The organism is Novosphingobium sp. RL4 (assembly GCF_035658495.1).
Classification (GTDB): Bacteria; Pseudomonadota; Alphaproteobacteria; order Sphingomonadales; family Sphingomonadaceae; genus Novosphingobium.
In genome coordinates this window covers 1,081,107-1,105,666 of sequence record NZ_CP141945.1, presented here as the reverse complement: position 1 = coordinate 1,105,666, position 24,560 = coordinate 1,081,107, and the positions used below count along the sequence as shown (strand labels likewise).

The following is a 24,560-nucleotide window of genomic DNA, read 5'->3' as shown; positions in this document are numbered from 1 at the left end:
CAGCCGTCAACCCAGGCAGGTCACCTGGAACTGGGTTCCGACGATCCGGTCCCGGCCTCCGACCTTGCTAAGGTAGAGCTGCTTGTCCGCTTCCGCGATCCACCGTTCAGGCGTCATGTCGCCAGTGCAGCGCGCACTGGCGACACCGATGCTGACGGTAACGTAGGAACTGACCTGCGATGTCTCGTGAGGGATCTGCAACGCGTTGACCTGCCTGCGGATTTCCTCCGCGACCTGCCGCGCGGAAGCCGGGTCCGCGCCGGGCAGGATACACACGAACTCCTCCCCGCCATAACGGGCCGTCACCGCCGTAACGCGGCGCAAGGCTCGGTTGAGCGTGGCCGCGATCATGACGATGCAGCGATCTCCGGCAACATGTCCGTAGGTGTCGTTGAACTGCTTGAAGAAATCGATGTCGAGCATGATGACCGACAGCCAGTCACCACTGCGGCACATTCGGGACCACTCTGCCTCCAGCGTCCGTTCAAGCTGCCGCCGGTTGCTGAGCCCGGTCAGCGCATCGGTTACCGCCAGTTCGGCCAGCTTGTCGCGAAGGCGCTTCAGCTCGACATGGTTGCTCACCCGAGCCCGCAGGATGGCGGGCTGGATCGGCTTGGCCACATAGTCGATCGCGCCTAGCGAAAGGCCCCTCATCTCGTCCTCGGAATCGTCGAGGCCGGTCATGAAGATTATCGGCACGTCCGCCAGCACGGGATCGACCTTGAGCTCCCGGCAAACCTCGAAACCGTCCAGCCCCGGCAACACGATATCGAGCAGGATCAGGTCCGGGTCCACCGTCCGCGCCGTTTCGATCGCTTCCTCGCCCGACATGGCGAAGCAGACGTCGTAATCGTCTTCGAGCACGGCGTTCATGATCTCGATGTTCGCGACATCGTCATCGACGATGAGGATGGTCGCCTTGGTCACGAAGGCATGCCTTCCGATGCGGCCGCCCGGCTGCTTCCCGCAGGTTCCATGGGCACGTCATCCAGCAGGGCGAGAGCCGAGACGTAATCGAGCTTCTGGAGTGCGCAATGCAGGGGGTGATTCAGTCGCTCGGCATCGGACAGGCCCATCGCCCGCGCCATCCTTTCGAAGGCATGCCGCGCGCCCAGACTGCGACGATGCAGCAAGCCGCGCAGTTCCTCGCGGATGGTGCCGAGATCGGAGCCGGTGTCCACCGGCAGAACCAGTCCCAAGGATGATGGCGGCGGCGGCTCCGTGGAAAGTGTGCGGGCAGCGGCCACGGCTCTGTTCAGCTCTGGAACGAGCCCGACAAGTGCAGACTGCGCCTCGGCAACAGCATCCTGTGCGAGCAGACGTTCAACCTCTGCCGCGCAGGCTTGCAGCGCGCGCAGTTCCAGCGAGCCCGCCACGCCCTTGAGGCTGTGCACCAGCCGCCGGGCATCGCCGATCTGCCCCGCCGCAATCCGCTCACGCAGTTCCTGTTCGGCATGGGCATAGGAATTGGCGAAGCTGATGACCAGCTTGCGCAGCAGGGCCTCCTTGCCATTCACCCGTTTGAGCGCGGTTTCGAGATCGAACGGGCCGAGCTGCCGGGGCAGCGCATCCGGAGAGTGGGGGGGCACATCGGGCCCCGCGGGCTCCGCCGCGAGCAATCCGACGGCAGGCTTCAGCCAGCGATTGAGAGTACGGAGCAATTGCGAAGGATCGACCGGCTTGGCGACGTGATCGTTCATGCCGACAGACAGGCAGCGCTCCCGTTCGGTTTCGAAGGCGTGAGCGGTGATCGCGATGATAGGCAGCTGGTCCGCCGTCCAGGTTTCGCGGATGATCGTCGTTGCCTCGATGCCATCCATTTCCGGCATCTGCACGTCCATCAGAATCGCGGCATATTCAGCGCCGTGTTCCATGACCTTTTCGCAGGCGATCCGGCCGTTTTCCGCGCTGTCCACGATCAGGCCGGCGTGCGTGAGCAACTCTATCGCGATCTCTCGGTTGATCTCGTTATCTTCCACCAGCAGGACGCGCAGGCCCCGTAAATGCGGCTCGACCTTGCCTTCCGCCACCGATTCCGTCTGCCTGGGAGCGGGCGCCCGTTGCGCCTCGGCGAACAACGAGGTGATCGTATCCAGCAGAGCCGCCGGGTCGATCGGCTTAGTGAGGAAAGCCGAGACCCCCGCCTCTCCGGCTTCGGCCGCCATCTCGTCAATCGCATAGGCAGTGACGATCAGCGTCACCGGCGATGGCGCGCCGTGCTGCATGCGCCGCAAAGTCCGCACCGCCTCCATGCCGTCCATGCCCGGCATCTTCCAGTCGAGCAGGACGAGATCATAGGCCGCCCCCTGCTGCGCCGCACTGGCGAAGGCGGCCACCGCCTCGTCCCCGGAGGAAACGAGATCGACGTCCATCTGCCAGTCGTTGAAGATCTCCTCCACGACCTGACGCGCGGCTGCGTTGTCGTCCGCCGCCAGAACGCGAAGCCGGCGCAGATACGGTGCGGGCATCGCATCTGCGCGCCTGTTCGCGTGCTCTGCGAAGACCATCCGGCAGGTGAAGGTGCTGCCAAGGTTCGGCGCGCTCTCCACGCCGATGTCACCGCCCATCTGCTCCACGATCTGGCGGCAGATCGCCAGCCCCAGACCCGTTCCGCCGAACCGCCGGGTGGTGGAATTGTCCCCCTGGGAAAACGAGCTGAACAGGCCCGCCTGCTGCTCCGCAGACATACCGATGCCGTGATCCCGAACCGAAAGCTCGATCGTGAGCCGCGAGGAATCCCGCGAACGCAAATCGACCGCGATCGTCACCGCGCCCCGGTTGGAAAACTTCACGGCGTTGCTGAGGAGATTGAGCACGACCTGCGAGAACCGCAACTCGTCTCCGATTACAGCGCTCGGAACCTTGTGATCGATCTGCGAGACGATCTGCACGCCCTTGGCACTTGCCTCCACCGTGAGAAGCTGGACTTGCCCGGCAATCGCCGCGCGCAAATCGAAAGGCCTCGCTTCCAGCGTCAGCTTGCCCGCCTCGTTCTTGGAATAGTCCAGGATGTCGTTGATGAGCCTCAGCAACGAGGCGCCAGCGCCGCTGATCCGCTCGACATATCCGCGCTGCCGGTCGTCAAGGTTCGTGCGGCCAACCAGATGGCAGAAGCCCATGATCGCATTCATGGGTGTGCGTATCTCGTGGCTCATGTTCGCCAGGAACATGCTCTTGGCGCGGGTCGCATCCTCGGCCTCGCGCGTGCGCGCTTCCAGCGCGGCGTTCTTGGCGACGATTTCCTCGCTCATGCGGCCGATCCGGTCGAAGCTGGCGAGCAGCATCTTGTTCAGCCAGATCAGCACGGCAGTCTGGAAAGCGACGATCGACGCATGAAGCAGGACCCGCTCCAGATTGCCTGCAGCCGGGAACACCGCATAGGGAAGCAGGTAGAGCAATAGCAGATGATGCGCTGCAATCGCCCCCGCCGCCACGAGGATGGTCTCGCGGTCCAGCCAGGCGATGGTCAGGGCCAGCATGGCGAAGAAGTACATATGCATGTCCATCTGCCACGGGTGTCCGCGAAGCAGGAACAGCAGCATCGCCGGTTCCGCCATCAGGGCGACCGCCGAAAGATAGCGGGTGGCGGGCGCCGTACCGCAGCGTCGCCATGTAAGATGGTAGGCCAGAGCGACGATGGCGGCGGCAAGCCCCGCCCGGATCGGCGATAGCCCCATCGCGTGTGCAACCACGGCCTGGAGCGGTACATGCCCCCAGAACAGGGGTATCAGGAAGCGGCCGAACTGGTTGCGCAACTTGTCGAGAACACCGATCACGGCACGGAACCTTCTTCGGAAATGGAACACCCCGGCGGCAGGGGCGCCGGCTCCACGAGCCAGGCGCCGGCAGCGCGCAGGTGAGACGCGAAGTCCGGCGAGGCGGACGAAGCGAAGATGACGTTGGGAATCCTGGCTCGCTGGAGAAGCCGGCCGTCAGCCGACCGGACAAGACCGATCGTTCGCGACAACGACCAGTCGGTCGGGGCCACGACGATGTACTTGCCATCGGCGGCATCGCTCCAGACCGAAGCCACCAGCAGGGCGGTCAGCCCGGAAGCGAGGAGAACCGCCGCCGGCACGAGATCACGCAGCCGGAACGCCTGTTTGTCCAAGGCTCCCGGCGCAGCCGCGCCATGCAGTTCCTGTCTTCCGCTGAATACCCTGGTCGATCGCAAATTTGTCCCCCCCGGTCCAAACTGTATCACTTACCTTGATTAGGTATTGTTTTGGTAAAGGTTTCTCAAGCGGGATGCCTCGATTTACGGCGGGGATTCGCGCCTGCGGTTTCGCGCCGGTGGATAACCGGCCCTAACGCTTCCTCAGGCGCGGGTCGGCGACGCGGCCGCGATCGAAAGCACGTCGGCCGAAGTCGCGGGAACGTGCGCCTCATGCAGCGCTGGAATGCTGGACAAGGCCGTATCCGCAGGCGTCGCATCGCGATGACTTGAACGGTTCCTGCCCTGTCGCTTGGCGTCGTAAAGCGCCCTGTCGGCAATCGCCTGCAGTTCTTCCAGCGCAAGCGAGCCTTCCGAATATGTCGCGCAGCCGATGCTTAGCGTGCCGCCGTTCCCCCGCGCTCCGATCCTGGCGAAGCCCTGACAAAGAGTCTTGCCCAGCGTCAGCGCCGACAAGGCGCTGGTACCGGGTAGCAAAACGGCGAACTCGTCTCCACCAAGCCGGGCATAGACCGCATTTTCGGGCAGGGCCGAGTTGAGGAACACACCCAAGGCGATCAGCAGACGATCCCCTTCAGGATGTCCGTAGCCATCGTTGATCGACTTGAAATGGTCGATATCGAGCAGCAGCAAGGCCCCTTGGCCGGCTTCCGCACGCAGCAGGGCATTCGCGCGCGCTTCGAAGCCACGGCGGTTGAGCAGCCCCGTCAGCGGGTCGTGCTCGGCCAGTTTCACGATGCTCTGTTCGCGGCGCCGACGCAGCGTGCCGACAATGGACAGCGCAAGGGCCACTTCCATCATGATCCCTTCGAACAGCGAAACCGAAATCATCAGGCCGCTGTAATGCGTCAAGTTGATGAAGGCCCCAGGCAGAAACACCGCGAAAGCCTTGAAGAGATAGAATGCCCCATGCCCGAGAAAGGCGAAGGCCAGCACCGTGGTATCGGGGTCTCGCCGTTTGCGCAGCCCGCCCAACAGATCCGCACATTTGAGCGAGAGCAACGCAACGATCAGCGAATTGGTCAGCGCCAGGACCTGCGTTCGCGCGGGCCCCTCAGGCACGGCCAGCATCGCCAACCAGGCGATCAGCACACATGTCCATGCCTTGGGCGGACGCTTTCCGGCGAAGGCGGAAGTACCGAAGAGAAACGCGATATGCGCCACCACCAGGAGGCCATTGGCCACCCAGATGCCCGCAATGAAGAACCCCTGCTCCCGCAGCGGCGTGATCGTGCAGCCCGCCACGATCGCGCCGAAACCGGCGCTCCAATATGCCAGCGACCGCTCCCGCAAGAGATGCCATTCCAGCATAAGGAATGCGGACGCCACGAAGGCGATCGCATTTGACATGAACAACATTGTCCGCGGGTCGGTAGTCATCAGGCCATTCACGTAGGTCGGAACGGCGGCTTTGCTAACGATTGTTGGTAAACAAAGCGTTCCTGATCGCCGAATTTTCGAGTCAGCCCGCGCCCTGCTACCGGGTGGAAGCAGCCGACCGCTGGCGAAGCTGTTCGGTAAGATAATCCAGCAGGGGCAGTTCGAACTTGGGATTGATGATCAGGAAGTGACGACGACGATCCTGCTCATCTGGCAATCGACAGAGCACACCTTCCCCAACCAGTCGCCGCACCAGCCGCAGCGCCGTGCTCATCGGTGCGCCGGAGGCGATGCAGGCGCTCGATACCGAAACGCGCCGGCCTTCGATCTTGGCCAGCAGAAGATCGAGCAACATTTCCCAGGCTGGATCCCCGAACAGTTCGCCGCCGCCGATCTCCCTGCGTTTCATTTCCTTGCGCAGCAGTTCCCGGATGTAATCCGTCAACTGCCCGGTTTCGGAAGCGGGCGCATTAACCCCGGCGACCGGCGCCTTGATCTCATCTGAAGGAGCTACATCGGCCCGCCGCGCGGAAGCGTCCGGGTCATCCATCAGGATCGCAAGGCGCTGAAGTTCGGTGCTCAGGCTGGAAATCTTTCCCAGCAGCGAGCCTCTCGCCTCCGGCGTCTGGCGCAATCCCTTGATACGCTGCAACGCCTTGCGGAGATCCGACTGGTTGACCGGCTTTTCCAGGAAGTCGACAGCGGAAGCCCGCATCGCGTCGATGGCGACATCCTTGCTGGCATAGCCTGTGGCCATGATGAACTGGAGCCGCCGCCCCCGCATCTCGGCGCTTTGCGAAAGCGCGTGGATCAGCGCGATGCCATCCTGTCCGGGCATATTGTAATCGACGATCGCGATCGAGATCTCGTGCTCCTCGAACAGCTCCATCGCCTCTTCTGCACTTGTTGCGACAACCGGCTCATACCCCATGAGCTGGAGGCTGAACGCACACTCGCTGCCGAAGTCCTCGTCGTCATCCACGATAAGGACCGGCTCGGGCGGCGTATCGTCGTGCACCGGATATTCGCTCTCATTTTCCGCGCTGGCCGGTCCCGGATTGAGAATGGCCCCAAGTCGCGTTCGCCAGGTCGGTGTCATCACGTTCATGTGCAAAATAACCTCGTCTGAGCGGGCCGCTAGGTGCCGGGCAGGACTTGCTGAAGTCCGACGCAGAAGATGGCGATGGCCATGATGGCCGCCGAATCAGGCCGTCGAGCGACGGTCCGGAACTGTTGGACTGCTGCCAGAGCCAGCAGGGTCAGCGCCGTGATCGCAATCACGAAAAGCGCCCCCTCGACGCCCAGCCAGGTTGCCCCCGCCGCCAGCAGCTTGATCTGGCCGCCGGTCAGGATCTGGAGCTGCATTCCGGTGCGCAGCGCAGCCACGCCCGCGGTTACCAGCAGCAGGCACCCCAATCCGGCGGCAACCGACCAGCCGACCGCCGGCAGGCCGCCCCGAGCGCCCGCGAAGGCCAGGCCGCCCAGCGCAATCGCCACATAAAGCAGATCGGAAGGCTTTCGCCCTTCCCACGGCAGGACTACCGCCGGCAGAAGCAGCAATATCAATACTGCTATATTGAAGTATCCCATCCCGCCCATTCAGTATCCCCCGTTCGTCACGATCACGCTTGCCTCCAGATTGGATGATGGCAATGGGATGAAATTCCCATACTTCATGATGGGACTGGCAGCCATGTCATAGCTGACCTTTACCTTGAACACGCCGGTACCATCCGATGCCGCCGTGATCACCGGCGACGAACCTCCGCCAAGAATTTTCCCGTAGCCGTCGATCACTTCTTTGGCCCGTGTCTCTGCAATCGATACACGTTCCTGAGTCGACAATCCCGCAACCGCGGCGCGGGCGCCTTCGGCTGCGGCATGACGCACCCCGATGAGAGCACTGAAGTAGATCGAATAGACGAATATCCCGAAAACCAGGGCGAGCAGCGCCGGAGCGAGGAAAACGAACTCCAGCGCTGCCATGCCCCTGTCGCATTTCAGCAGTCGACGGATCGGATCAGCTGACATGCGCATCATCCTTGTCAGGAGAAATTGTCGATCATCGTCTGGAAGGCGCCGGTAAGGCCGCTTCCGAATGCAGTTCCGATAGAACTGATGGCCCCCACCACAATTGCTCCCAACACTGCATATTCAACAGCCGTAAGGCCGCGTTCATCAGCGATCAGACGCGCAAAAAGCTTACGAATGGTTTTCATGGCTCAATACTCCCCATTTCCTCCGATTAAAATTCCGTAACCGGTGGAGGTATCCGGCTCCGGTCTTAAGAAATCTAGATCAATACGGGCACGCCGCAGCGCGCACCTGTTACCCATACTGTTGCGTGACCGAGCTGGATCCCCAGCGCCGCCAACAGATTGTCGAGCAGCGGATCGACCGTCCCGCCGACCAGTGCGCTGACCGGGGTCACGATGGCGCTGAGAAGCGCGGACCGCACCGCCGCGGTGTTCGCCTCGCAAACAAGCGGAATGCAAAGGCCCAGAAGGTTGACCTGCAGGCCGTCCGGTGCCGAAATGCTGCTGACGAGCGAAGTCAGGAGCGGGCCGACCTGCGATCCGTTGCCGATCGACGCGGAGCGCCCCGGTGCTGCCGGCGTGCCGATAGTGCCTTGCCCGCCGGGTCCGAACACCAGCGCGGCGCTGTTGCCGAGCACCGGCTGCGCGATCGCGCGCGCCTTTACATCGATGATCGGGATGCCCAGCAACGATGAGCTGATGATACTGGCCTGCTTGATGTCGGCCGCGGTCAGCGACGGGATAGGCTTCGTCATCGCATTGGTCGGCGCAGTGCCGATATAGGCATTGACCAGACCGCTCGTCGCATTGACCGTCACCCGGGTGTCGACCTTCTGCTCCGTACTGCCCGCGCAGTTGATCGACGCGACTTCGGCCCGCGCCGCCGCCACATCCAGAATGACGGGAATCTCCGCCGAGAGCAGGTCCTTGACCACGGGCAGCTTCAGGTTGACCAGTTCGATCAGCACCTGCAGCCGCAGCATCGAGGTTCCGGCAACGGTCTCTCCGGCAGGTCCGAAGGAAAAACGGGGGCGGTCCATCGGTCCGGACGCCACCGCCCCGACCCTGACCGTGCTGCCCGGCACCAGCAGGCTCACGGTATCGGAAAGATCGATGGCCCCGGGGCCTGCCTGCGCGGCGAACGAGATGAGCTGGTAGGCATTCATCCCGGCACGCAGCGCCGGCTTCACGTCGGCCTCGCCCACCGGCATGTTCTTCCACACGCCGAGACCGAACAACCCTGCCATCGGAACCTGGTAGCCATTGGTCACTTGCGAGGCGAAGGCTGTCAGCCCGGCCTTGGTCGCGGGATTGGTCGTAGCGCTGGCGGCGGCATTGGCCACGTCCTTCAGTCCGTAGCTGCCTTGCACGAGCTGACCGTAAGTGCCGGTGAAATTGGCGTTCCGGGCGAGGGCATCGAAGAACAGCCCGGCATCGACATCGCCGTTCATCATGCCTTCGATATCGGCGGTCGAAAGGCGAAGCTTGATGCCGAGCAACGCGCCGAGGAGGTCGTTGACGAGATTGACCAGGGAATTGGTGACGGTGAGAAGACCTGAGGTGATCCCGACGCCCGCCTCGTCCACCCGTGCCGCCGAAGCGGTAGCTCCCAGGTCGGGTATGGGGCTGGCATCGCCCAGAACCCCGGTGAGATAGCGGCGGGCGGATTTTCCGGTGGTCACACGAACGGCATTGGCAAGACCGTTTCCGGGGCAGCGGGCCATCGTGGCATCGAAACGCTGCTCGCTCGACAGGCCGGAATCCGCGCAATAACGGCCCAGTTGCACGGACTTGAGAACCGACGCATCGTAACCGTTGCGAACGAGATAGTCCCGCGCACGGCTTTCGGCCTGAAGCGGGTTCATCGCAGCCGCCAGCGCTGCCGCCTCGGTAGCGGCGCGTAGGTCCCGGTTGCCGAGATAATAGAGCCCCACATCCAGCGCGAGCCCCGCCGCGCCAACCAGCGACACGCCCAGAACCGCCACCATAGGCCCGATCACGCCGCCTTGATCGCCGCGCAGTTCCCGCAAAGGGCGCAGGCGGCGCGATCGCAGCGATGCAGCAAGGCGGCCCATCGTCACGGCTCCCGCGAAGCGGTGGCAGGAGGCGCCAGCATCAGCGCCGCCTGTTCGGCAATCTGCTGACGCAGCCTGGCCTTTTCCGTGGCATCGCGAACCTTCGACAACAGCGCGTCGGCTTCGCCCCGCCGACCGGCGACCGTCAGCGCGAGAGCAAGGTTGTTACGGACCACCTCGTTCCGGGGCGCCAGGTCATAAGCGCCCTTGAGGGCCTCAATCGCTTCGCCGGGCTGCCCCTGCCGCAACAGCGCATAGCCCAGCGCATTGCTGGTGAGCGGATTAGCGGGGCTCGCCCTCAACGCCGCGCGATACTCGGCGATGGCTTCCGGCCAGCGTTCCTGCGCAGCCAGGACATGCCCCCGGATCTCGATCGCCTCGGCGCTGCGATCCGTCGCAGGGATCAGCGCGAGGGCAGTTTGCGCTTGCCCCATCTGGCCAAGGTCAAGGAGGCAGTTGACCCGCAGGATGCGCGCTTCGCGGTCTCCGGGATACTGGCGATCGAAATCGTCGAGGAATGCGAGGGCGGCGCGCTGCCGGCCATCCTTGCGGGCCTGCTGGATAAGCACGAGGTAAAGCGACCGGGTTGATCCGCCCTGATCGAGATCGAGCGCCTCCGCCGCCTTCGCAGGCGCGATCGGCGAATGCGCGGGCAAGCCTCCCACGGCGAGCACCGTCAGGCCGCCTGTCGCGGCGAGATACCTGTAAATGTGTCGGATCGTCATGAGGAAGCCCCCCCAAGAGTATCGAGAATGGCGGCAACCGGCGGTCCCGCCAGCACGATGAACAGCGCCGGCATGAAGAACACGAGCATCAGGATTACCATGCGCACCGTGATCGAGCCGATGGCTTCGCGGGCGCGAGCGACCCGGCGCTGCGAGAATTCGCGGATGAATTCGCGCAGCGAAGGCACCAGCTCCATGCCGTGGAACAGCGATTGGCGGAACACCGTGGCCAGTTCGCGTGCGCCGTTTACCGCCACGCGCGAGGCCCAGCGATCGAACGCCAGCTGGTAATCCTGACCGCGATCGAGATCCTCGACCAGCATGGCGACCAGCCGGGCGTGATTGGGAACCGCAACCCGTTCCTCGCGGGCTATGCCGCGGAAGCACTGGTCCAGCGAGACGCCGCTTTCCAGCATCATCAACATCAGGTCGAGCAGGAAGGGGAATTCAGCCGTCAGTATCCGCTCACGCGTCGCTGCGCGCATCTGCAGCACATACTTGGCGCCGATGTAGGTCAGTCCCGCGAGGGCCAGCGTCGGAAACAGCGGACGGAGCGGGTTGCCGTTGATGACGAAGCAAGTCGCCATGGAGGCAAGGGCAACGCCGCCCGCCGCGGCGAGCCGCAGCCAGGCAAAGGTCTCCAGCGCATTGGCTTCGAAGTAGCCGGCCTTGCGCAGCTTCTGTTCGATTTCGCTGCGGTCGCGCCCGCGCACGGTGAACATGCGCGGCAAGGGAAACGGCAACTTGCCCGTCAATCCCGTGGCAGCGCCCGAGGCACCGTCGATGCGGGCGCGCAGGCGGTTGTCTGCGTTCAGCAGGCGCACTCCGGCCAGCACCATCAGCAGACTGCCAAGGGCCAGGCCGAAAAGCAGGAAGGAGGCCAGCGACTGCATCAGAATTCGAGCCTCAGCATGCGGCGGATAATCAGCACGCCCACCGCTTCCAGCCCCAGCGCGACGAGCGAAAGCGATTGCCCGCGCGGGTCCTTGATGAAGAACTCGAGATAGGAGGGGTTCATCAGCACCAACCCCACCATTGCCAGAAGCGGCATGGCGATCAGCACGCGCGAGCTGACTTTCGCCTCCGAGGTTGCCGCGACGAGCTCGCGCCGGATGCGCAGCCGTTCGCGCAGGATATGCGAAAGGTTGCCGAACACCGCGCCGATCGAACCGCCGTAGCGCAGGTTCGTGCGGATGGCGGCCGCAATCATCGAGACTTCCGGCACCTGGATGCGGTCGGCAAGCTGCTGCATCGTCTCGGCTACCGGCGCGCCCATTTCCAGCCGCCGCGCAGCCGTGTCGAAATAGGAGCGGACGACCGGCGATGCATCCGCCAGGGCGCGTGCCAGTGCCTGTGACAGCGAATTGCCCACCGCCTGAAGCTGACGCACACCGTCGAGATAGAGCGGTAGGGCTTCGGTAAGCGCCTCCACGCGCTTGCGGGCGCGCTCGCGAAGCCATGACAGGCCCGCCATCGGCAGTCCTAGCAGCAGGGCCAGTGCAGCGACCGGTCCGGCCAGCACCAGCACGAGGAAGACCAGCGCGAGGCCGATGCCGGCGAGCAGTCGTACCGTCGGCACCGTGATTTCGAGCTGGGCCTGCGCCATGAGCGGAGCGATCCGCTCCGGCACCGATATGGCGGTGACAGAACGCACCGGCGCGGCTTCGGGACCGGCCATCGCGGCAAGACGGCGATCGATGGCGGAAAGGCCCTTGGCGCGTTCGCCGGTAAGGTAGAACGCGATCAGGCCCACGATCAGGAAGGCAAGGATAAGATAGGCCCCGCCGCTCACCATGCCGCGGCCACTCCATTGGCGACGCGGGTCTTGGTCAGGCTCGGCATCGGATAGTCCTTGAGCCGCGCGGCATGATAGGGCCGGGGCGACAGCGTCTGGAACGTCCCTTCCCCGGACATCGGCGGCTGCTCATCGAAGCGGAAGAGTTCGTTGAGCGTGAAGGCATCGCCTTCCACGCCGGTCACCTCGGTCACCGAAGTCACGCGGCGGACGCCGCTGCTCAGGCGCTGGATATTGACGATCACATGGACGCTGTTGGCCACGAAACGGCGCACTGCCCGGATGTCGCTTTGCTGCCCCGCGAAGCCCAGCAGCATTTCAAGTCGCGAAAGCGCGTCGCGCGGCGAATTGCCGTGCAGGGTTGCCATCGAACCGTCATGCCCGGTCGACATGGCCTGAAGCATCTCCACGGCTTCCACGCCGCGCACCTCGCCAAGGATGATCCGGTCGGGCCTCATGCGCAGCGCGTTGCGGACGAGATCGCGGGAGCTGACCTCGCGGCTGCCATCGACATTGGGAGGACGGGTTTCCAGCCGGACGACGTGGTCCTGGCAGAGCTGCAGCTCGGCCGCGTCCTCGATCGTCACGAGCCGCTCATGATTGCCGATGCAACTGGAGAGCACGTTGAGCAGCGTCGACTTGCCGGCACCGGTGCCCCCGCAGATCAGGACATTGAGGCGCGAGCGCACCGCGCTGGTGAGGTAAGTCGCCATCGGCGCGCTCATCACTCCGCTGGCGACGCAATCGTCGAGGGTCAGCGCCTGAAGGCGGAACTTGCGGATCGATACCAGCGGCCCGTCGAGCGCGATGGGCGGAATGACGATGTTGACGCGAGAACCGTCAGCCAGGCGCGCGTCGCAGAACGGTGTCGCCTCGTCCACGCGCCGCCCGATCGGACCGACGATGCGCTGGATGATATTCATCAGATGCGCGTCGTCGCGAAAACGCGTTTCCACCCGCGACAAGAGACCGCCGCGCTCGGCGTAGATGGTATTGGCGCCGTTGACGATGATGTCGTCGATCGTGTTGTCCCGCAGCAGCGGTGCAAGCGGACCCAGGCCGACGACTTCGTCTTCCACGTCCTCGATCAGCAGCAGCCGCTCGGCGCTGTTGAGCGCAAGCTGCCCGCGCCGGCTGCGGCTGTTGATGACCTGTTCGATCTCGTGCCTAAGGGTGCGCTGGTCGAGCGATTCCGCGGTGACGCCCTGGGTTTCCAGCTGTTCGATCACCTGCTGGCAAGTGAGCGCCTTGACCGCCTGGTAACTGTCGCTCATCCGCTGCGCGGACGGCTGTGTCACCGCAGACTTGCGGCGGCCGGCCGAAAGCCCTTCGTGCAGTTCCTCGTTGGTGAGAAGGCTCATGCGGTGCGCTCCACCGAGCGCAGGATCGCGCGGCGCATCCGGTCGATGCTGCCCTTGCCGCTTTTCACGGGCGCGGCGATGTTGCAGGCCCGGCGAACCGCCTGGATGTACGGTCCGCTTTCCCGGTCGAACATCAGGGGACGCCCGGCATTGAGCGCGTTCGCAGTCCGGATCCGGTCGGTCGGCACGCCCATGAGCGCCTCGATACCCAGCGCGTCGGCCATCCGGCGACCATCGAGCAGGATGCGCGGTTCATAGTCCCATACCATAAGCCGCGTGCGCGATCCGCTGGCAGTGTCGAGCGACACCTTGTCCATGAGGCGACGGCACGCTTCCAGTTCACGGATCGACTGGCTGCAGACGATCTCGATCGCCTGAGCCTGCGACGCCAGTTCGCGCAGCAATCCGCCATGGCGCAGGCTTCCGGCACAGACCACCACCTGAACGAAATTCGCGCGAAGCAGCTGGATCAGGCCGACGACATCATTGGGACCGATGCCCACCGGCTCGCTGCCGGTGCCACCATCGAAGGTGATGAGCGAAAGCCCGCTCGCCTCATGGCGCGCCAGTGCGTCGGCCAGCAGGCTGGTGTCCATCCGGTCGAGATCGGCGACGGCGGAGGCAAGGCCATAATCGACCTTGAGATCGAGATAGGCTTCGGCCGTACTGGAAGGCAGGGTAAAATCGACAAGCAGGGTCGGGGTTTGGTTGAGGCTGAACGCCAGGGCCATGTCGGTGGCCAGCATCGCGGTTGCCTCGCGATCGTTACCCAGAACCATGGTCAGGCGGCCCAGCCGGCCCTGCGTGGCCAGCGCACTGTTGAGCACGCGCGTCAGGATTTCGGAGATTTCGGTGCCGCTCGCGCTGCGCGGAAGCACGTCTGCCGCGCCGGCCCGGATCGCCTGCAGCACTTGCCCGGCGTACATATCCTCCGTGGCCACAACCACGGCGCGTCCGGGCGCGGCCTGTGCCACTTCCCCGATCGACGAGGCCAGCGAACGCTCCGCCGGCACCGAGGCGTGATCGATCACGACGATGCCCGGCCCATCGACATCGCCCTGGTCGAGCGACTGCACGATCTCGACCGAGACATGCTCGCCCATCGCTTCGGCAATGCGCTGCGCCAGAGTGCGGTCTACCGAGAGAAGGTGGATTTTCGGCATGTCAGGGCCTCACAACGCCAAAGGCGGCAACGGCTTTCTCCACCCCGTCATTACCGACGATCATGTCGCCGATGCCGGGATCGAGTTTACGGGTGGCATTCGTCAGCAGCGGTGGAACCGCATCGGGCTCGACCAGGCGCGGCGTGGCCACGATGATCAGCTCCTGCCGTTCCTTCTGGTTCTGCTGGCGCTTGAAGAAGGCGCCGAGCACCGGAATATCGCCGAGGAAAGGCACCTTGTCCTTGGTCACCGCGCTATTGCTATAGTTGAGGCCAGCAATCACGAAGCTCTGGCCGCTGCCCAGTTCCACGGTCGTCTCTGCCGAGCGGCGACGAATTCCGGGAACCACGTAGCCCTGAAGCTGGACACCGTTGTTGTAGTCCAGTTCGCTGACTTCGGGAGAAAGCTTGAGCACGATATGCTCGGGCGAGAGAACATAAGGCGTCACGGACAGGCGAACGCCGAATTCCTTGTACTGGATCGAGATCGTATTGCCGGTGCCGCCGGTGTTCTGCGGCACCGGGACGGGAAACTCGCCGCCGGCCAGGAAGCTGGCCTGCTCGCCCGAACGCACCAGCAGCGTCGGCTGCGCGAGCAACTGCGACAGCCCGTTGGAAGACAGCGCGCTGAGGATCGCCCCGATCCCGTGATTGCGGGCAGAGAGGAACAGGTTGAAGGCGCTCTGGATCGGCGCCGAACTGTCGATAGACAGGCCATCGTTACCGAAGCTGGCACTGTTGAGGCTGCTAGGCGAAATGACCGCGCCCTGCAGATCTCCGGCCAGCTTCGAGAAACTGAACCCCAGCGCCTTGAGCGTGGAACTGGACACGGCTGCGAACTGGACGTCCACCGCAACGACCTTCTCGCCCGGACGATAGTTCGCGTTCTGCGCCGACATTCCCGGCGCGCCGACCCGCACGTTTCGCTCGCCCAGCACGGTGCCGTCCTGCGCGAAGACGGTCAGGAGCGCATCCCCGGTCGCCAACGCCTTGATCCGCAGCGACTGCGCCGTAGGCGCCGAAATGCCGATCACGTTTTCGCGGCTGACTTCCACCCGGCCGATTGCCTTGGGGAAGGACAGGGTGCGTTGATCGTCGACTTGCAGGCTCTCCTGTTCCTGCGCATGCGCGAAGGCCGGGGCCAGCGTCGACGCGCAGGCCAGCAGGCAGGAGGCAATCATGGCTTTCAACGCGATCCACTCCCCGAATAGATGACTTGGCTATTTCCTCCGACCACCAGTTCGATGGGTTGCGACCCGGAGGGCTGGCTTGTTTTAGGGCGGGATGCGGGCCGGGCTGCCGGGCGCGGCCTTGGCGCCTGGACCTGCATCGGACGCGGCGCGGCATAGGCGGGCGCGGTCCTGGGAATGGACATCGAGGCAGCCTGCGCCACCGCGACTTCCACATTGTCCTCAGGGTTGCGCAGTGACAGGTAGAGCGCGCCCGTGCTCTTCGCGAGCGAAAGCTCGGAAACCTGCTCGGGCGAAAGTGCCAGGGTTACCGTGCGTGCCGGAGGCGGCTCGGCGCTCACCGCGCCTTCGACAGCGCCGGCCGGCTGGGCGCCGACGACAGCCTCGCCCACGGCCAGCACGGGAACCCGCTGCAGGAGCGTGCGCGCGCGGCTGACGCCATTTGCCCGCGCGCCGCTCAGGGCATCCTCGCCCGGATAGACCACCTGCACGTCCACCCGGTCACCTGGCCGGACCAGTCCGGCCACGGCGATTTCCGCCGTCGTGTCGATACTGATGGCGCGCATGCCGATCGGCACCCGGATCGCGAGCTTGGTTTCCTGCGCGATGGCCGTGCGCGGGATCAGCGAATTGCCCTGGATGTCCCGTGTCGCCACTTTTCCGATGATCTCGGCAGGTGTTACAGCGGTGGGGAACTTCGCCGGATCGGACTTCGCATTGCGGATCATGTCGGCGGTGATCGTCTCACCCGTCCTGATGTCACGCGTGGTGGCGGCAAGCACTGCAAGCGCCGGTTCCGGCTTGCCCGAAGGGACCCGTGCGGCGGCATCCGCCACCGGCTTCGCAGCCCGGCCGAGCTCACGCACGCCAAGAAAAGCGAAGCTGCAAGCAGCAATCAGGCCGACGCCGATTGTGAGCTTCGCTTTCGAACCAAGGCGCATGCCAAATTCCCCCTATCCCTTGCGCTTACGCAAACCGGATCGACTGCCCCGACGATCCGATGTGGAGATTTCTACGTCGATGAACGGACGCAATCGCCGTCTTGCGTATGGATGATAGCGGTTCTCGGAATTCATCCGATATGGAGAAATAGCCGATGCGAGGGGAATCGTCGCAAGTCGATTGTCCGGCTCAACTTGAGGACAACGCGCTTCCTTGTCTTGCTCGAGCAAATTGCGCGGCAATCCAGCAGTTCAACTCGTCGCAGATGGAACTGCAACCCAAGCGAACATGTTCGGATCGGTTCTTTCCCGTGTTCCGAATTGCAGCATTGAGGGCGAAAATGGATGCAGACGCAATGGCAATTTAGGCATTCAACCAGCCTGTTGCGAATTGGCACACATATGCACACCTGGCGATTTGAGGCGTGAAGTGCGATTTTTCAGGGGATTAACATTTTGTAATCGCCTTTTCGGCGACATGATGAAAATGACCGTTAGCTGATTTACTTACGACCTAACGTGAATTTATTTTCTCTTTCCTTCGCAGTTGCGAGATGCAAGGACATTCCGCAATCTTCAGGTCGACCGGGGGCAGCCCACATCGACCATCCTTGTTCCGGAGACCCAGCGTCCGCCGGGGGGCAGATCGAACATGGACCTTTCTAGTAACAACGTCGTCGAATTCGTGCCCGCCGCGTCTCCCGCGGAGGCGCCTCGGCCCGACCTCGCTTCAGAACAGGCCCCGGACGACGGCCGCCGCAATGCACGCGCTTCCAGCCTGGGAACGCGGCTTCGCGCCTGGGAGGATGGAACCCGCTTCTATCCCGCCGCAATCGCAGTCTGCGCCTTGTGCCTGGGTTTCACCTCGGCCTTCGCTCCGGCTGCCGGCCTGATCGGCGCGGCGGCCGCCGGCGCCCTGTTCGTTCTGCACAAGACCCTGAAGGCGCTGATAATTTCGGGCATTCTCGCAGTCACCTTGCTGTTCATGCCCGAAGCCCGGACCTCCCCCGCTTACTGGACCCTGCTGATCCTCATCGCTTCGGCTGCGTTCGTTTCGCGCGGTCTGGTTCCGGTCCTTCTGCGCGCCCCGCGCTGGAGCTGGGTGGTCGCGCTGCTTCTGGCAACCGCTAGCTTCTGCGGCCTTCTCCTGATGAGCGGCCCGATGGCGACAGCGGCGATCCTCATCGGTTCGCTGTGCGCGGCGTTCCTCGGCGCCGGGCTGGCGCGGCATCTCGCAATGGTGGACGCGCGCCTGCTGGCCTGGGGAGAAGACGGTCTGGTCCCCGTCACGCGCGACCTGCTCCTGGGCCGCATCACCAGTGGAATGCTGCATGACCTTGCCCAGCCGCTCAACGTCATCTCGATGGCGAACGGCAACATGCGCTACATCGTCGAGCAGCTCGACATCGATGCGGAAAGCCGCAAGCAGCTGCTGGACCGCGTAAGCCGGGTTTCCTCTCACACGGAAGTGGCGGCCTTCATCCTGGGTCTTTTCCGCTGGTTCGGCCGCAACGGTGACAAGGACGTGACCGGGCTCAACGTGCGCAGCGCGCTCGACAGGGCGATCGCGGCCACCAAGTCGAACGTGCGCCACCACGGCGTTACCGTCGAACTGCATGGAAACGCGCTGGACCATCTCGTTCCGGAACATCACGGCGCTCTGGAAATGATGGCGGTGGCGGCACTGCTCAGCGCTTTCGGCGGCTTCATCGGCCCGAACAACGAGAAGCAGAAGGGCAAGGTCCTGCTGCGCGCAACGATCACGCCCGCCCATGTCGTGATTACCGTCCAGTGCATCGACGGGGACGACAAGCCGGCTCCGGGCCGCAAGATAGACCACGCCACGCTCTGGCTGGTAGAGCAGGTCGCGATCGAGGCAGGAGGCGATTTCCGCTCGCTCCTGCGCCGGAATCAGCCAACCCGCTTCGTCATCAGGCTAGGCCGCGACGACATCTGACGATGCCATTCCCTTCGACAGCGGCAGGCTGATATCCACTCGCGCACCCTCTGCCCCCGCGCTTTCGGCACTTGTGCCTTCACCATTGCCCGAAACCAGCCGGATCGCGCCATGCGCGCGTTCGAGAATCTGCCTGCAGATATGAAGACCCAGTCCGGTGCCTTCGTGCGCCTTGGTGGTGAAGAACGGTTCGAACGCCACTTGCGCAAGATCGGGCGGAAGGCCCGCTCCATTATCCGCGATCATGCAGCGGATCTGTCCGGCCTCGACTTCCAGAGCGATCGTGATGGTGCCCTGCCCATCCCAACCCTGCTCCCGGCGCGACTGTATGCTGTCCGCCGCATTGCGCAGGACATTGACAAAGACCTGTTCCAGCTCCACCCGGTCGAGATCGACGCAGGCGACAAGGCCGCGGCTGTCCAGCTCGACCCGGATGCCGATGCGATCGAACAGCGCCTCGAGAAACTCGACGGAATGGCGCGCGGCATCCATGACATCCGCGCTGCCGGGCAGGACATCCTCGTCCCGCGTGTCGGAAAGGGTGCGCTTGATGATGGTCTGGGCACGCTGCACCTGCGCCGCGATACGCGCCGCCGCCATGTGCAGGCGCGAGCGCGTGGTATCAGCGCGGTCCAGCATAAGGCGCAGGCTTTCGTTCGCCATGGAGATGGTGAACAGCGGCTGCCGCAATTCATGCGCTAGCGTGAGAGCCCGCTCGCCCAGGTCTGCAAGCCGCGCCTTTTCGGCAATCGCATGATGCAGGTGGCGCGGTTCGCGCATGTTCAGCAGTACCGCGCTGGACCAATGGGTTCCGCCCAGATTCTCGCGCAGGAGGAGCGTGAGGCTGCCGCTTCCGCCCGGGCCGACGCGCAAGTCGGTGACAACGTCGGAATGCCCGGCGAGCGCAGCAAGACGGCGGATATCCTCGGGATGCACGAGAAGACCTTCCGGCTGCTCTCCCGCGCGCGCGCGTTCGCTTCGGAAGAAAATCGTGGTCGCGGCGGAATCGAGACGCAGATCGCTGACCACGGTCAGCCCGACATGCGTCTTCAGTTCATGGACAATCCCCCGCAAGGCGTCGCGCTCGGCGCGCAGCGCCGCCAGATCCGGGTCGTGAAGGTTCACGCCGGCGCCTCGCTTGCCAGCAGCTTGCGGATCATCCGGATCAGTTCCTGCGGCTGGACCGGCTTCGTCAAGATCATGTAGCACGAGGTGCCGGACACCATCTCGGGCCGCATCTGGTCCCCGGTAATGAAAAGATATTCGAAATGCCGGGTGCGAAGCTCGGGGTGTTCGCGAACCCGCGAAACGATGTCGAGGCCGGATTCCCGGTCGAGCCGCAAATCGCAAGCGATCACGCTGATTTCAGGGCTCCGCTCCAGAACCGTAACCGCTTCGCCGAGATTGGACGCACCCATGCCGGGAATGCCGTGAAGCGACATCAGCGTAAGCAATTCCTCGACGATCGCCGAGAAATCATCGAGGACAAGTACCCTGGCCTGCGCGTCGTGCATCCGATCTCGATCCTCCCCGTGACGACGTGGCGTGTAGCACCAGCCGCCACTGGCCCCCTACCCATCCTATAACTACGCTCCATTATCAATAAATGAACGAGCCAAAGACCAGCTTTTCATGAGGATAACCTGTGGAGCATTGCTCCGCGCTCACCAATGGTCTTAAAACTCGATCACGATGCGTACCTTTGACGGTGCGACGTTGAAATGCGCCGCAATCTGGTCGCGATACTGCGTCATGACGAACGCCAGGTCGTCTTTGCGGGGCAGGCCTTCGAGTTCGTCGATGGACGTGCCCAGCGCACTGGCAATCACTTTCATGCGGCCATCCTGCGGCCTCGCCCGACCATGCTCCCATGCCCAGACCGTCGGCTTGCTGACGCCGATCCGCTCGGCCAGAGCGCCCTGGCTGAAGCCGTTCTGCTTGCGCAGACGCCGCAGGCGGCGTGCCAACGATTCCTGGCCGCCAGCACCATCGGCGTCGCCTTCCTCCTCCTGGGCTGGCGCAGGAGCCGGCTCACTTGCCGACACGACCGGCGCGGCGCGAAGCCGGGCCGCACCGAGGACAGCCGCGGATATCGGCGTTTCGAACCGGCAGCCGAAGAAATTGTCGCTGCGCCATACGACCCTTGCCGGGACCCCCGGGGCCATCGGCAAGTCGATCTCGATCGGATCGTCCACCTCCAGTTCGACATCCCCCTCCACGAGAAGGCCGCCTTGCGAGAGATTGTGCACATATACTTCGGCCGAATGCCCATCAGCGATCACCTGCGTGTCCAGCAGGAGGCTGAACCGGGGCGGGCTGGAGCAATCCGCCCGATCGAGCCGGGCCGGCAGCGTGTGATGACCCAGGTTCATGCGCAGCTTCGCATCGTCGGCGCGACAAGACGGGGACGGCGCTCCAAACTGGGGCGTTCCACCACGGGCCCGGAAGGACCGCGCTCTCCATCGAGGGAATCGATTGCGCCGGACACCAGTGCTCCGGTCACGAATGTTTCGCACTCGTCGAGCATCTCGAGTGCGATGCACAGGAGATCGCGTGCACGCTGGACCTTGTCGTTCGTCATCGCAGCTTCCTTTCGTTTGTCATGGTCCGTCCGGAGCACCGGCACGGAAAGTCGTGTGGGCCGGTTCAGAACACCGGGCTCTGTCTCGCCCGGCCGGTCGAAAAGGGCGCCGGGGAAAACGGGGTCGGCGTGGGAAGCACAGGCGCGAAGACGGCGGCCCGGGAACCCGGCCCTGCCGCGAGCCCTTCGCGCCGCTGGGAAGGCCGGTTGCGCGGGATTCCGGCCCGCCCCTGACGGGCGCCGGCAAGCCATTCGGCGCCCTCCTCCACCGCGAGCCTGATCTGGGCTGGCGTTTCCGCGCCACTGAGGATGACAGTGCTGCAGAGCGTTTTCGCCTCGCCGATCAGGTGCCCGATCCGCGCGCGATTCCGGTCCGAGAGCGTGGCGGTGCGCAGGAAGGCGCTATCCAGCTTGACCGCATCCGGCCGCAGGACGGCCAGTTGCCGGGTCGCAGCATGACCACCGCCGAAGCCTGAGATCGCAAAGCGCACGCCCAGCTCTCGAAGTGTATTCAGGAACGTGAGCGTATCGGGCCAGAACCGGCAACCGGCCGATTCATGGAACTCGAGCGTGAGCCGGGCGGCGTCGGCAGGCCTGTGCTCAATCCGATCGAGAAACTCGGTCCACGCGGCATCGGGGCCGCCAAGCGCGAAGGACAGGCTCTGCGGAGAGATGGCTATCGACAGCGCAGCACGCGGATCGGATTCCAGTTCCTCGAGAACCCTGAGAGCCAGAGCGCGATCGAGAAGATGGACGAACCCCAGCCGCTCGAGAGCGGCATAGGCGGCGGAACAATCCACCTGCTCGCCCTGCGGGCCGGAGACGCGCAGCAAAGCTTCGTGCTGCAGGACCAGATCGGGATCGCGGGAGTGGAAAACCGGCCGCCATGCGAAGAACGTTTCCCCGCCGGAAAACTGGTCTATGAACCGTACCGCGCGCGTCATGTCGTCTCGGTAGCGCGCCTGTCCCTGCACCGTGGAAGGCATCGGCCCGGCACCGGGCGAACAGGCGGCCTCGAGGCGTTTCCGGGCAGCCAGGCAGGCTTCCGAACGATCTTCCGGAAGCATTCCCGGCACCGGATCGCTGTATCCGACAGATACCGACAGCAATATCCGGTTGCCGCCATGCTGCACAGGCGACAGGCACAATGCCCTGCATAATGCATCGACCTGCGTGCTGACGAAATCCGCATCCAGCAAGGCCGCATGGGCGAGCACGGTGATCTCGTCGCCATCGATCCCGCATATCCGCGCGGGGTTGAGGCTCGCCGCGATCCCCTCCTCAAGATGCGCGACAGCGGCCGTCACGGCATCCCCGCCATAGACAGAGGCGATGGCCCGCGCGTTGTCGAGGCGGACGATCAGAAGGTAATTGCTGCAACGATTGGGCGGGCTGATCTTGTCGAGGTCGATCATCTTGGCGCGATCCGAAGGGGTTGTGGCGGGGAGGCCCGCGCAGGCCGCAGCCTGCACGGGCCGGCCAATCAGTTGCCGGAACCGCCGAGCAGTCCGCCCAGCAGCGAACCGGAGCCGGACGTGCTTCCGGTAAGACCGCCCACCAGCGAGGTGACGACACCCGTAACCGGCGCGAGGACAGCCCCTGAACCACTTCCGCCTCCCGTGAGCCCTCCTGTGAGGCCGCCGGTCAGGCCATCGACCAGCCCTGTCACCGGCGCCAGCACCGCGCCGGTCCCGGTCGAACCATTCCCGAGGCCTCCGACGAGCCCGCCGACGAGCCCTGTCACCGGCTCAAGTAGCGATCCCGCACCTGCTCCGGTCCCCAGGTTGCCGGTGATAGACCCAAGCGATCCATTGACAGTGGCGAGCAACGGCGACGTCACGGCATCGACAGTGGCCGTTACCGGCGCGATCACGGGTGCCACACCTGTCGTCACCTGATCCACGATCCCGCCGGCCTGCTCGCCGAGCAGGGCGCCAGCCAGATTGCCGACCGGCGCCAGCCCGGCGGCCACGCCTTCGCTGGTGGTCGGCAGCGTGACTGCGAGGACGTTGCCGTCAGCAAGCACATCGGCCGTGACCAGTTGCCCCGAAGTAAGGCCTGGATTGTCGGAAAGGACATTGAGGCCGACAAGCGTATCGTTCGTGCTCGGCCCGGACACCACGTTGTTGCCGAGGTCCAGCCCCAGCAGCGGCCCATCGTAAGTGCGCGCGGGATCGTTGCTGCCCCCGCCCAGGCCGCCCGTCAGCCCATCGACGAGGCCGCCGAGCTGGCCGGTGACCGGAGCCAGTATCCCGGTCTCGCCGGTGAGCGGCGACAGGGCGCCATTGACGGTATCCAGCAGGGGCGAGGTGATGCCGTTCACGGTGGACGTCACCGTCGCAACGGTGGGCGCCAGGCCATTCGTCACCTGCGTCACCGTACCGCCAACCTGATCGCCCAGAAGAGCGCCCGTCAACGAACCCAGCGGCGCGAGAGCCTGCTGCGTCTGCGCGGTCGTGGTGGGCAGAGTGACCTGCACAACCTTTCCGTCTCCCGTCAGCACGTCGACCACGAGGCCGCTGCCATTCGAGGTAGCCGTGCCCGGCGCCACGTTCACATCGATCAGCGTTCCCGCACCGCTTGGCCCGAGCAGATCGGTGCCACCGACGCCGACCCCGGCAAGCGGACCGGTGAAGGTTGTGGGACCGGTTGGTTCGGTAGGGCCGGTAGGGCCGGTAGGACCGGTAGGGCCGGTAGGGCCGGTAGGGCCGGTAGGGCCGGTGGGGCCGGTGGGACCGGTGGGACCGGTGGGGCCGGTGGGGCCGGTGGGGCCGGTGGGGCCGGTGGGGCCGGTGGGACCGGTAGGGCCCGTCGGGCCGCTGGGATTGTTCGGACCGGTGGGATTACCGCTCTCGAAGCCCACTCCTCCGGCACATGCCGCGACCAGCAGCAAAGGAAGCGTGGTCGACGCTAGCAGGACGTGCCTTTTGAACTTGGGGTAACAACGTGTCGCCATGGGTCTTCTCCAATGTGCTGTCGGCCTTCGCCGGCTTCATTGGAATTCACGATAGAACCACGCCGCGTGCTGGATCGCGTCCAGAAGGAGCCGCCCCGGCCATGTCCCGAAGTGCGGTTCCGATCAGGTCACTGCGTTGGTAACCAAGCGCGATGTGCAGACCGGGAGACAGCCGCCATGGACACGCAAAATCCCGGAAAGGCTTACCCGATAACGGAAATCCTGCG

General features: G+C 64.4%; 23 protein-coding genes. 1 reads left to right on the top strand and 22 read right to left on the bottom strand.

What is annotated here, in order from left to right; all coding sequences use genetic code 11:
• Nucleotides 1–6: 6 nt before the first annotated feature.
• The 16 genes from U9J33_RS21895 to cpaB form a co-directional block, all read right to left on the bottom strand.
• Nucleotides 7–927, bottom strand: coding sequence for a diguanylate cyclase (locus U9J33_RS21895; RefSeq protein ID WP_185999221.1), 921 nt, complete (start codon nucleotides 925–927; stop codon nucleotides 7–9).
• Nucleotides 924–3,776, bottom strand: coding sequence for a hybrid sensor histidine kinase/response regulator (locus U9J33_RS21890; RefSeq protein WP_324699170.1), 2,853 nt, complete (start codon nucleotides 3,774–3,776; stop codon nucleotides 924–926). Before U9J33_RS21890 ends, U9J33_RS21895 begins: the two co-directional genes overlap by 4 nt.
• Complete coding sequence (locus U9J33_RS21885; protein WP_054436423.1) at nucleotides 3,773–4,111, bottom strand: hypothetical protein; 339 nt, start codon at nucleotides 4,109–4,111, stop codon at nucleotides 3,773–3,775. Before U9J33_RS21885 ends, U9J33_RS21890 begins: the two co-directional genes overlap by 4 nt.
• Nucleotides 4,112–4,318: 207 nt before the next feature.
• Nucleotides 4,319–5,524, bottom strand: a complete 1,206-nt coding sequence (locus U9J33_RS21880) for a GGDEF domain-containing protein (RefSeq protein WP_231635776.1) — start codon at nucleotides 5,522–5,524, stop codon at nucleotides 4,319–4,321.
• A 127-nt stretch (nucleotides 5,525–5,651) separates the two neighbouring features.
• Nucleotides 5,652–6,662, bottom strand: coding sequence for a response regulator (locus U9J33_RS21875; protein ID WP_292636583.1), 1,011 nt, complete (start codon nucleotides 6,660–6,662; stop codon nucleotides 5,652–5,654).
• Nucleotides 6,663–6,691: 29 nt separating this feature from the next.
• Complete coding sequence (locus tag U9J33_RS21870) at nucleotides 6,692–7,114, bottom strand: hypothetical protein (RefSeq protein ID WP_231635774.1); 423 nt, start codon at nucleotides 7,112–7,114, stop codon at nucleotides 6,692–6,694.
• Nucleotides 7,115–7,153: 39 nt separating this feature from the next.
• Nucleotides 7,154–7,591, bottom strand: coding sequence for a TadE/TadG family type IV pilus assembly protein (locus U9J33_RS21865; protein ID WP_054436441.1), 438 nt, complete (start codon nucleotides 7,589–7,591; stop codon nucleotides 7,154–7,156).
• Nucleotides 7,592–7,599: 8 nt separating this feature from the next.
• Nucleotides 7,600–7,773 carry a Flp family type IVb pilin gene (locus tag U9J33_RS21860; RefSeq protein WP_054436420.1) on the bottom strand — a complete coding sequence of 58 codons (174 nt, stop codon included), beginning with the start codon at nucleotides 7,771–7,773 and terminating at the stop codon, nucleotides 7,600–7,602.
• Nucleotides 7,774–7,847: 74 nt separating this feature from the next.
• Nucleotides 7,848–9,665, bottom strand: a complete 1,818-nt coding sequence (locus U9J33_RS21855; protein WP_054436419.1) for a TadG family pilus assembly protein — start codon at nucleotides 9,663–9,665, stop codon at nucleotides 7,848–7,850.
• 2 nt (nucleotides 9,666–9,667) lie between these two features.
• Complete coding sequence (locus tag U9J33_RS21850; protein ID WP_132469605.1) at nucleotides 9,668–10,390, bottom strand: tetratricopeptide repeat protein; 723 nt, start codon at nucleotides 10,388–10,390, stop codon at nucleotides 9,668–9,670.
• Nucleotides 10,387–11,283, bottom strand: a complete 897-nt coding sequence (locus tag U9J33_RS21845) for a type II secretion system F family protein (protein ID WP_185999219.1) — start codon at nucleotides 11,281–11,283, stop codon at nucleotides 10,387–10,389. Before U9J33_RS21845 ends, U9J33_RS21850 begins: the two co-directional genes overlap by 4 nt.
• Complete coding sequence (locus tag U9J33_RS21840) at nucleotides 11,283–12,185, bottom strand: type II secretion system F family protein (protein ID WP_185999218.1); 903 nt, start codon at nucleotides 12,183–12,185, stop codon at nucleotides 11,283–11,285. Before U9J33_RS21840 ends, U9J33_RS21845 begins: the two co-directional genes overlap by 1 nt.
• Nucleotides 12,179–13,546 (bottom strand): CpaF family protein, encoded by a 1,368-nt coding sequence (locus U9J33_RS21835; protein ID WP_185999217.1) that lies wholly within the window; start codon nucleotides 13,544–13,546, stop codon nucleotides 12,179–12,181. Before U9J33_RS21835 ends, U9J33_RS21840 begins: the two co-directional genes overlap by 7 nt.
• Complete coding sequence (locus U9J33_RS21830; RefSeq protein WP_054436414.1) at nucleotides 13,543–14,709, bottom strand: AAA family ATPase; 1,167 nt, start codon at nucleotides 14,707–14,709, stop codon at nucleotides 13,543–13,545. Before U9J33_RS21830 ends, U9J33_RS21835 begins: the two co-directional genes overlap by 4 nt.
• A gap of 1 nt (nucleotide 14,710) precedes the next feature.
• The gene (locus U9J33_RS21825; protein ID WP_082370258.1) at nucleotides 14,711–15,889 is read right to left on the bottom strand and encodes a type II and III secretion system protein family protein; all 1,179 of its coding nucleotides are present in this window, start codon (nucleotides 15,887–15,889) and stop codon (nucleotides 14,711–14,713) included.
• A gap of 5 nt (nucleotides 15,890–15,894) precedes the next feature.
• Complete coding sequence (cpaB, locus tag U9J33_RS21820; protein WP_054436413.1) at nucleotides 15,895–16,839, bottom strand: Flp pilus assembly protein CpaB; 945 nt, start codon at nucleotides 16,837–16,839, stop codon at nucleotides 15,895–15,897.
• Nucleotides 16,840–17,491: 652 nt separating this feature from the next.
• Between cpaB and U9J33_RS21815 the strand changes: the two genes are divergently transcribed.
• Nucleotides 17,492–18,796: a hypothetical protein gene (locus U9J33_RS21815; protein ID WP_292636586.1), complete on the top strand. Its 1,305-nt coding sequence runs from the start codon at nucleotides 17,492–17,494 to the stop codon at nucleotides 18,794–18,796.
• On the opposite strand, the gene U9J33_RS21810 is transcribed toward U9J33_RS21815, so the two are convergent.
• The 6 genes from U9J33_RS21810 to U9J33_RS21785 form a co-directional block, all read right to left on the bottom strand.
• Nucleotides 18,776–19,921 carry a sensor histidine kinase gene (locus U9J33_RS21810; RefSeq protein WP_185999216.1) on the bottom strand — a complete coding sequence of 382 codons (1,146 nt, stop codon included), beginning with the start codon at nucleotides 19,919–19,921 and terminating at the stop codon, nucleotides 18,776–18,778. The genes U9J33_RS21815 and U9J33_RS21810 overlap by 21 nt on opposite strands.
• The gene (locus tag U9J33_RS21805) at nucleotides 19,918–20,310 is read right to left on the bottom strand and encodes a response regulator (protein ID WP_054436411.1); all 393 of its coding nucleotides are present in this window, start codon (nucleotides 20,308–20,310) and stop codon (nucleotides 19,918–19,920) included. The genes U9J33_RS21810 and U9J33_RS21805 overlap by 4 nt, the downstream gene beginning before the upstream one ends.
• Before the next feature lie 162 nt (nucleotides 20,311–20,472).
• Nucleotides 20,473–21,168 (bottom strand): helix-turn-helix domain-containing protein, encoded by a 696-nt coding sequence (locus U9J33_RS21800; RefSeq protein ID WP_132469604.1) that lies wholly within the window; start codon nucleotides 21,166–21,168, stop codon nucleotides 20,473–20,475.
• Nucleotides 21,165–21,377 carry a hypothetical protein gene (locus U9J33_RS21795; RefSeq protein ID WP_132469603.1) on the bottom strand — a complete coding sequence of 71 codons (213 nt, stop codon included), beginning with the start codon at nucleotides 21,375–21,377 and terminating at the stop codon, nucleotides 21,165–21,167. The genes U9J33_RS21800 and U9J33_RS21795 overlap by 4 nt, the downstream gene beginning before the upstream one ends.
• A 65-nt stretch (nucleotides 21,378–21,442) precedes the next feature.
• On the bottom strand, nucleotides 21,443–22,792 hold the full coding sequence (locus U9J33_RS21790) for an EAL domain-containing protein (RefSeq protein WP_132469602.1): 1,350 nt from the start codon (nucleotides 22,790–22,792) through the stop codon (nucleotides 21,443–21,445).
• Nucleotides 22,793–22,860: 68 nt separating this feature from the next.
• The gene (locus U9J33_RS21785) at nucleotides 22,861–24,333 is read right to left on the bottom strand and encodes a hypothetical protein (protein WP_324699167.1); all 1,473 of its coding nucleotides are present in this window, start codon (nucleotides 24,331–24,333) and stop codon (nucleotides 22,861–22,863) included.
• Between the last annotated feature and the right edge of the window lie 227 nt (nucleotides 24,334–24,560).

Bases quoted from the DNA above. Each gene is read 5' to 3' on its own strand.
- U9J33_RS21880 (WP_231635776.1), bottom strand. From the start codon at position 5,524: ATGTCAAATGCGATCGCCTTCGTGGCGTCCGCATTCCTTATGCTGGAA.
- U9J33_RS21875 (WP_292636583.1), bottom strand. From the start codon at position 6,662: ATGAACGTGATGACACCGACCTGGCGAACGCGACTTGGGGCCATTCTC.
- U9J33_RS21865 (WP_054436441.1), bottom strand. From the start codon at position 7,591: ATGCGCATGTCAGCTGATCCGATCCGTCGACTGCTGAAATGCGACAGG.
- U9J33_RS21860 (WP_054436420.1), bottom strand. From the start codon at position 7,773: ATGAAAACCATTCGTAAGCTTTTTGCGCGTCTGATCGCTGATGAACGC.
- U9J33_RS21855 (WP_054436419.1), bottom strand. From the start codon at position 9,665: ATGGGCCGCCTTGCTGCATCGCTGCGATCGCGCCGCCTGCGCCCTTTG.
- U9J33_RS21850 (WP_132469605.1), bottom strand. From the start codon at position 10,390: ATGACGATCCGACACATTTACAGGTATCTCGCCGCGACAGGCGGCCTG.
- U9J33_RS21845 (WP_185999219.1), bottom strand. From the start codon at position 11,283: ATGCAGTCGCTGGCCTCCTTCCTGCTTTTCGGCCTGGCCCTTGGCAGT.
- U9J33_RS21840 (WP_185999218.1), bottom strand. From the start codon at position 12,185: ATGGTGAGCGGCGGGGCCTATCTTATCCTTGCCTTCCTGATCGTGGGC.
- U9J33_RS21835 (WP_185999217.1), bottom strand. From the start codon at position 13,546: ATGAGCCTTCTCACCAACGAGGAACTGCACGAAGGGCTTTCGGCCGGC.
- U9J33_RS21830 (WP_054436414.1), bottom strand. From the start codon at position 14,709: ATGCCGAAAATCCACCTTCTCTCGGTAGACCGCACTCTGGCGCAGCGC.
- U9J33_RS21825 (WP_082370258.1), bottom strand. From the start codon at position 15,889: ATGATTGCCTCCTGCCTGCTGGCCTGCGCGTCGACGCTGGCCCCGGCC.
- cpaB (WP_054436413.1), bottom strand. From the start codon at position 16,839: ATGCGCCTTGGTTCGAAAGCGAAGCTCACAATCGGCGTCGGCCTGATT.
- U9J33_RS21815 (WP_292636586.1), top strand. From the start codon at position 17,492: ATGGACCTTTCTAGTAACAACGTCGTCGAATTCGTGCCCGCCGCGTCT.
- U9J33_RS21805 (WP_054436411.1), bottom strand. From the start codon at position 20,310: ATGCACGACGCGCAGGCCAGGGTACTTGTCCTCGATGATTTCTCGGCG.
- U9J33_RS21800 (WP_132469604.1), bottom strand. From the start codon at position 21,168: ATGAACCTGGGTCATCACACGCTGCCGGCCCGGCTCGATCGGGCGGAT.
- U9J33_RS21795 (WP_132469603.1), bottom strand. From the start codon at position 21,377: ATGACGAACGACAAGGTCCAGCGTGCACGCGATCTCCTGTGCATCGCA.
- U9J33_RS21790 (WP_132469602.1), bottom strand. From the start codon at position 22,792: ATGATCGACCTCGACAAGATCAGCCCGCCCAATCGTTGCAGCAATTAC.
- U9J33_RS21785 (WP_324699167.1), bottom strand. From the start codon at position 24,333: ATGGCGACACGTTGTTACCCCAAGTTCAAAAGGCACGTCCTGCTAGCG.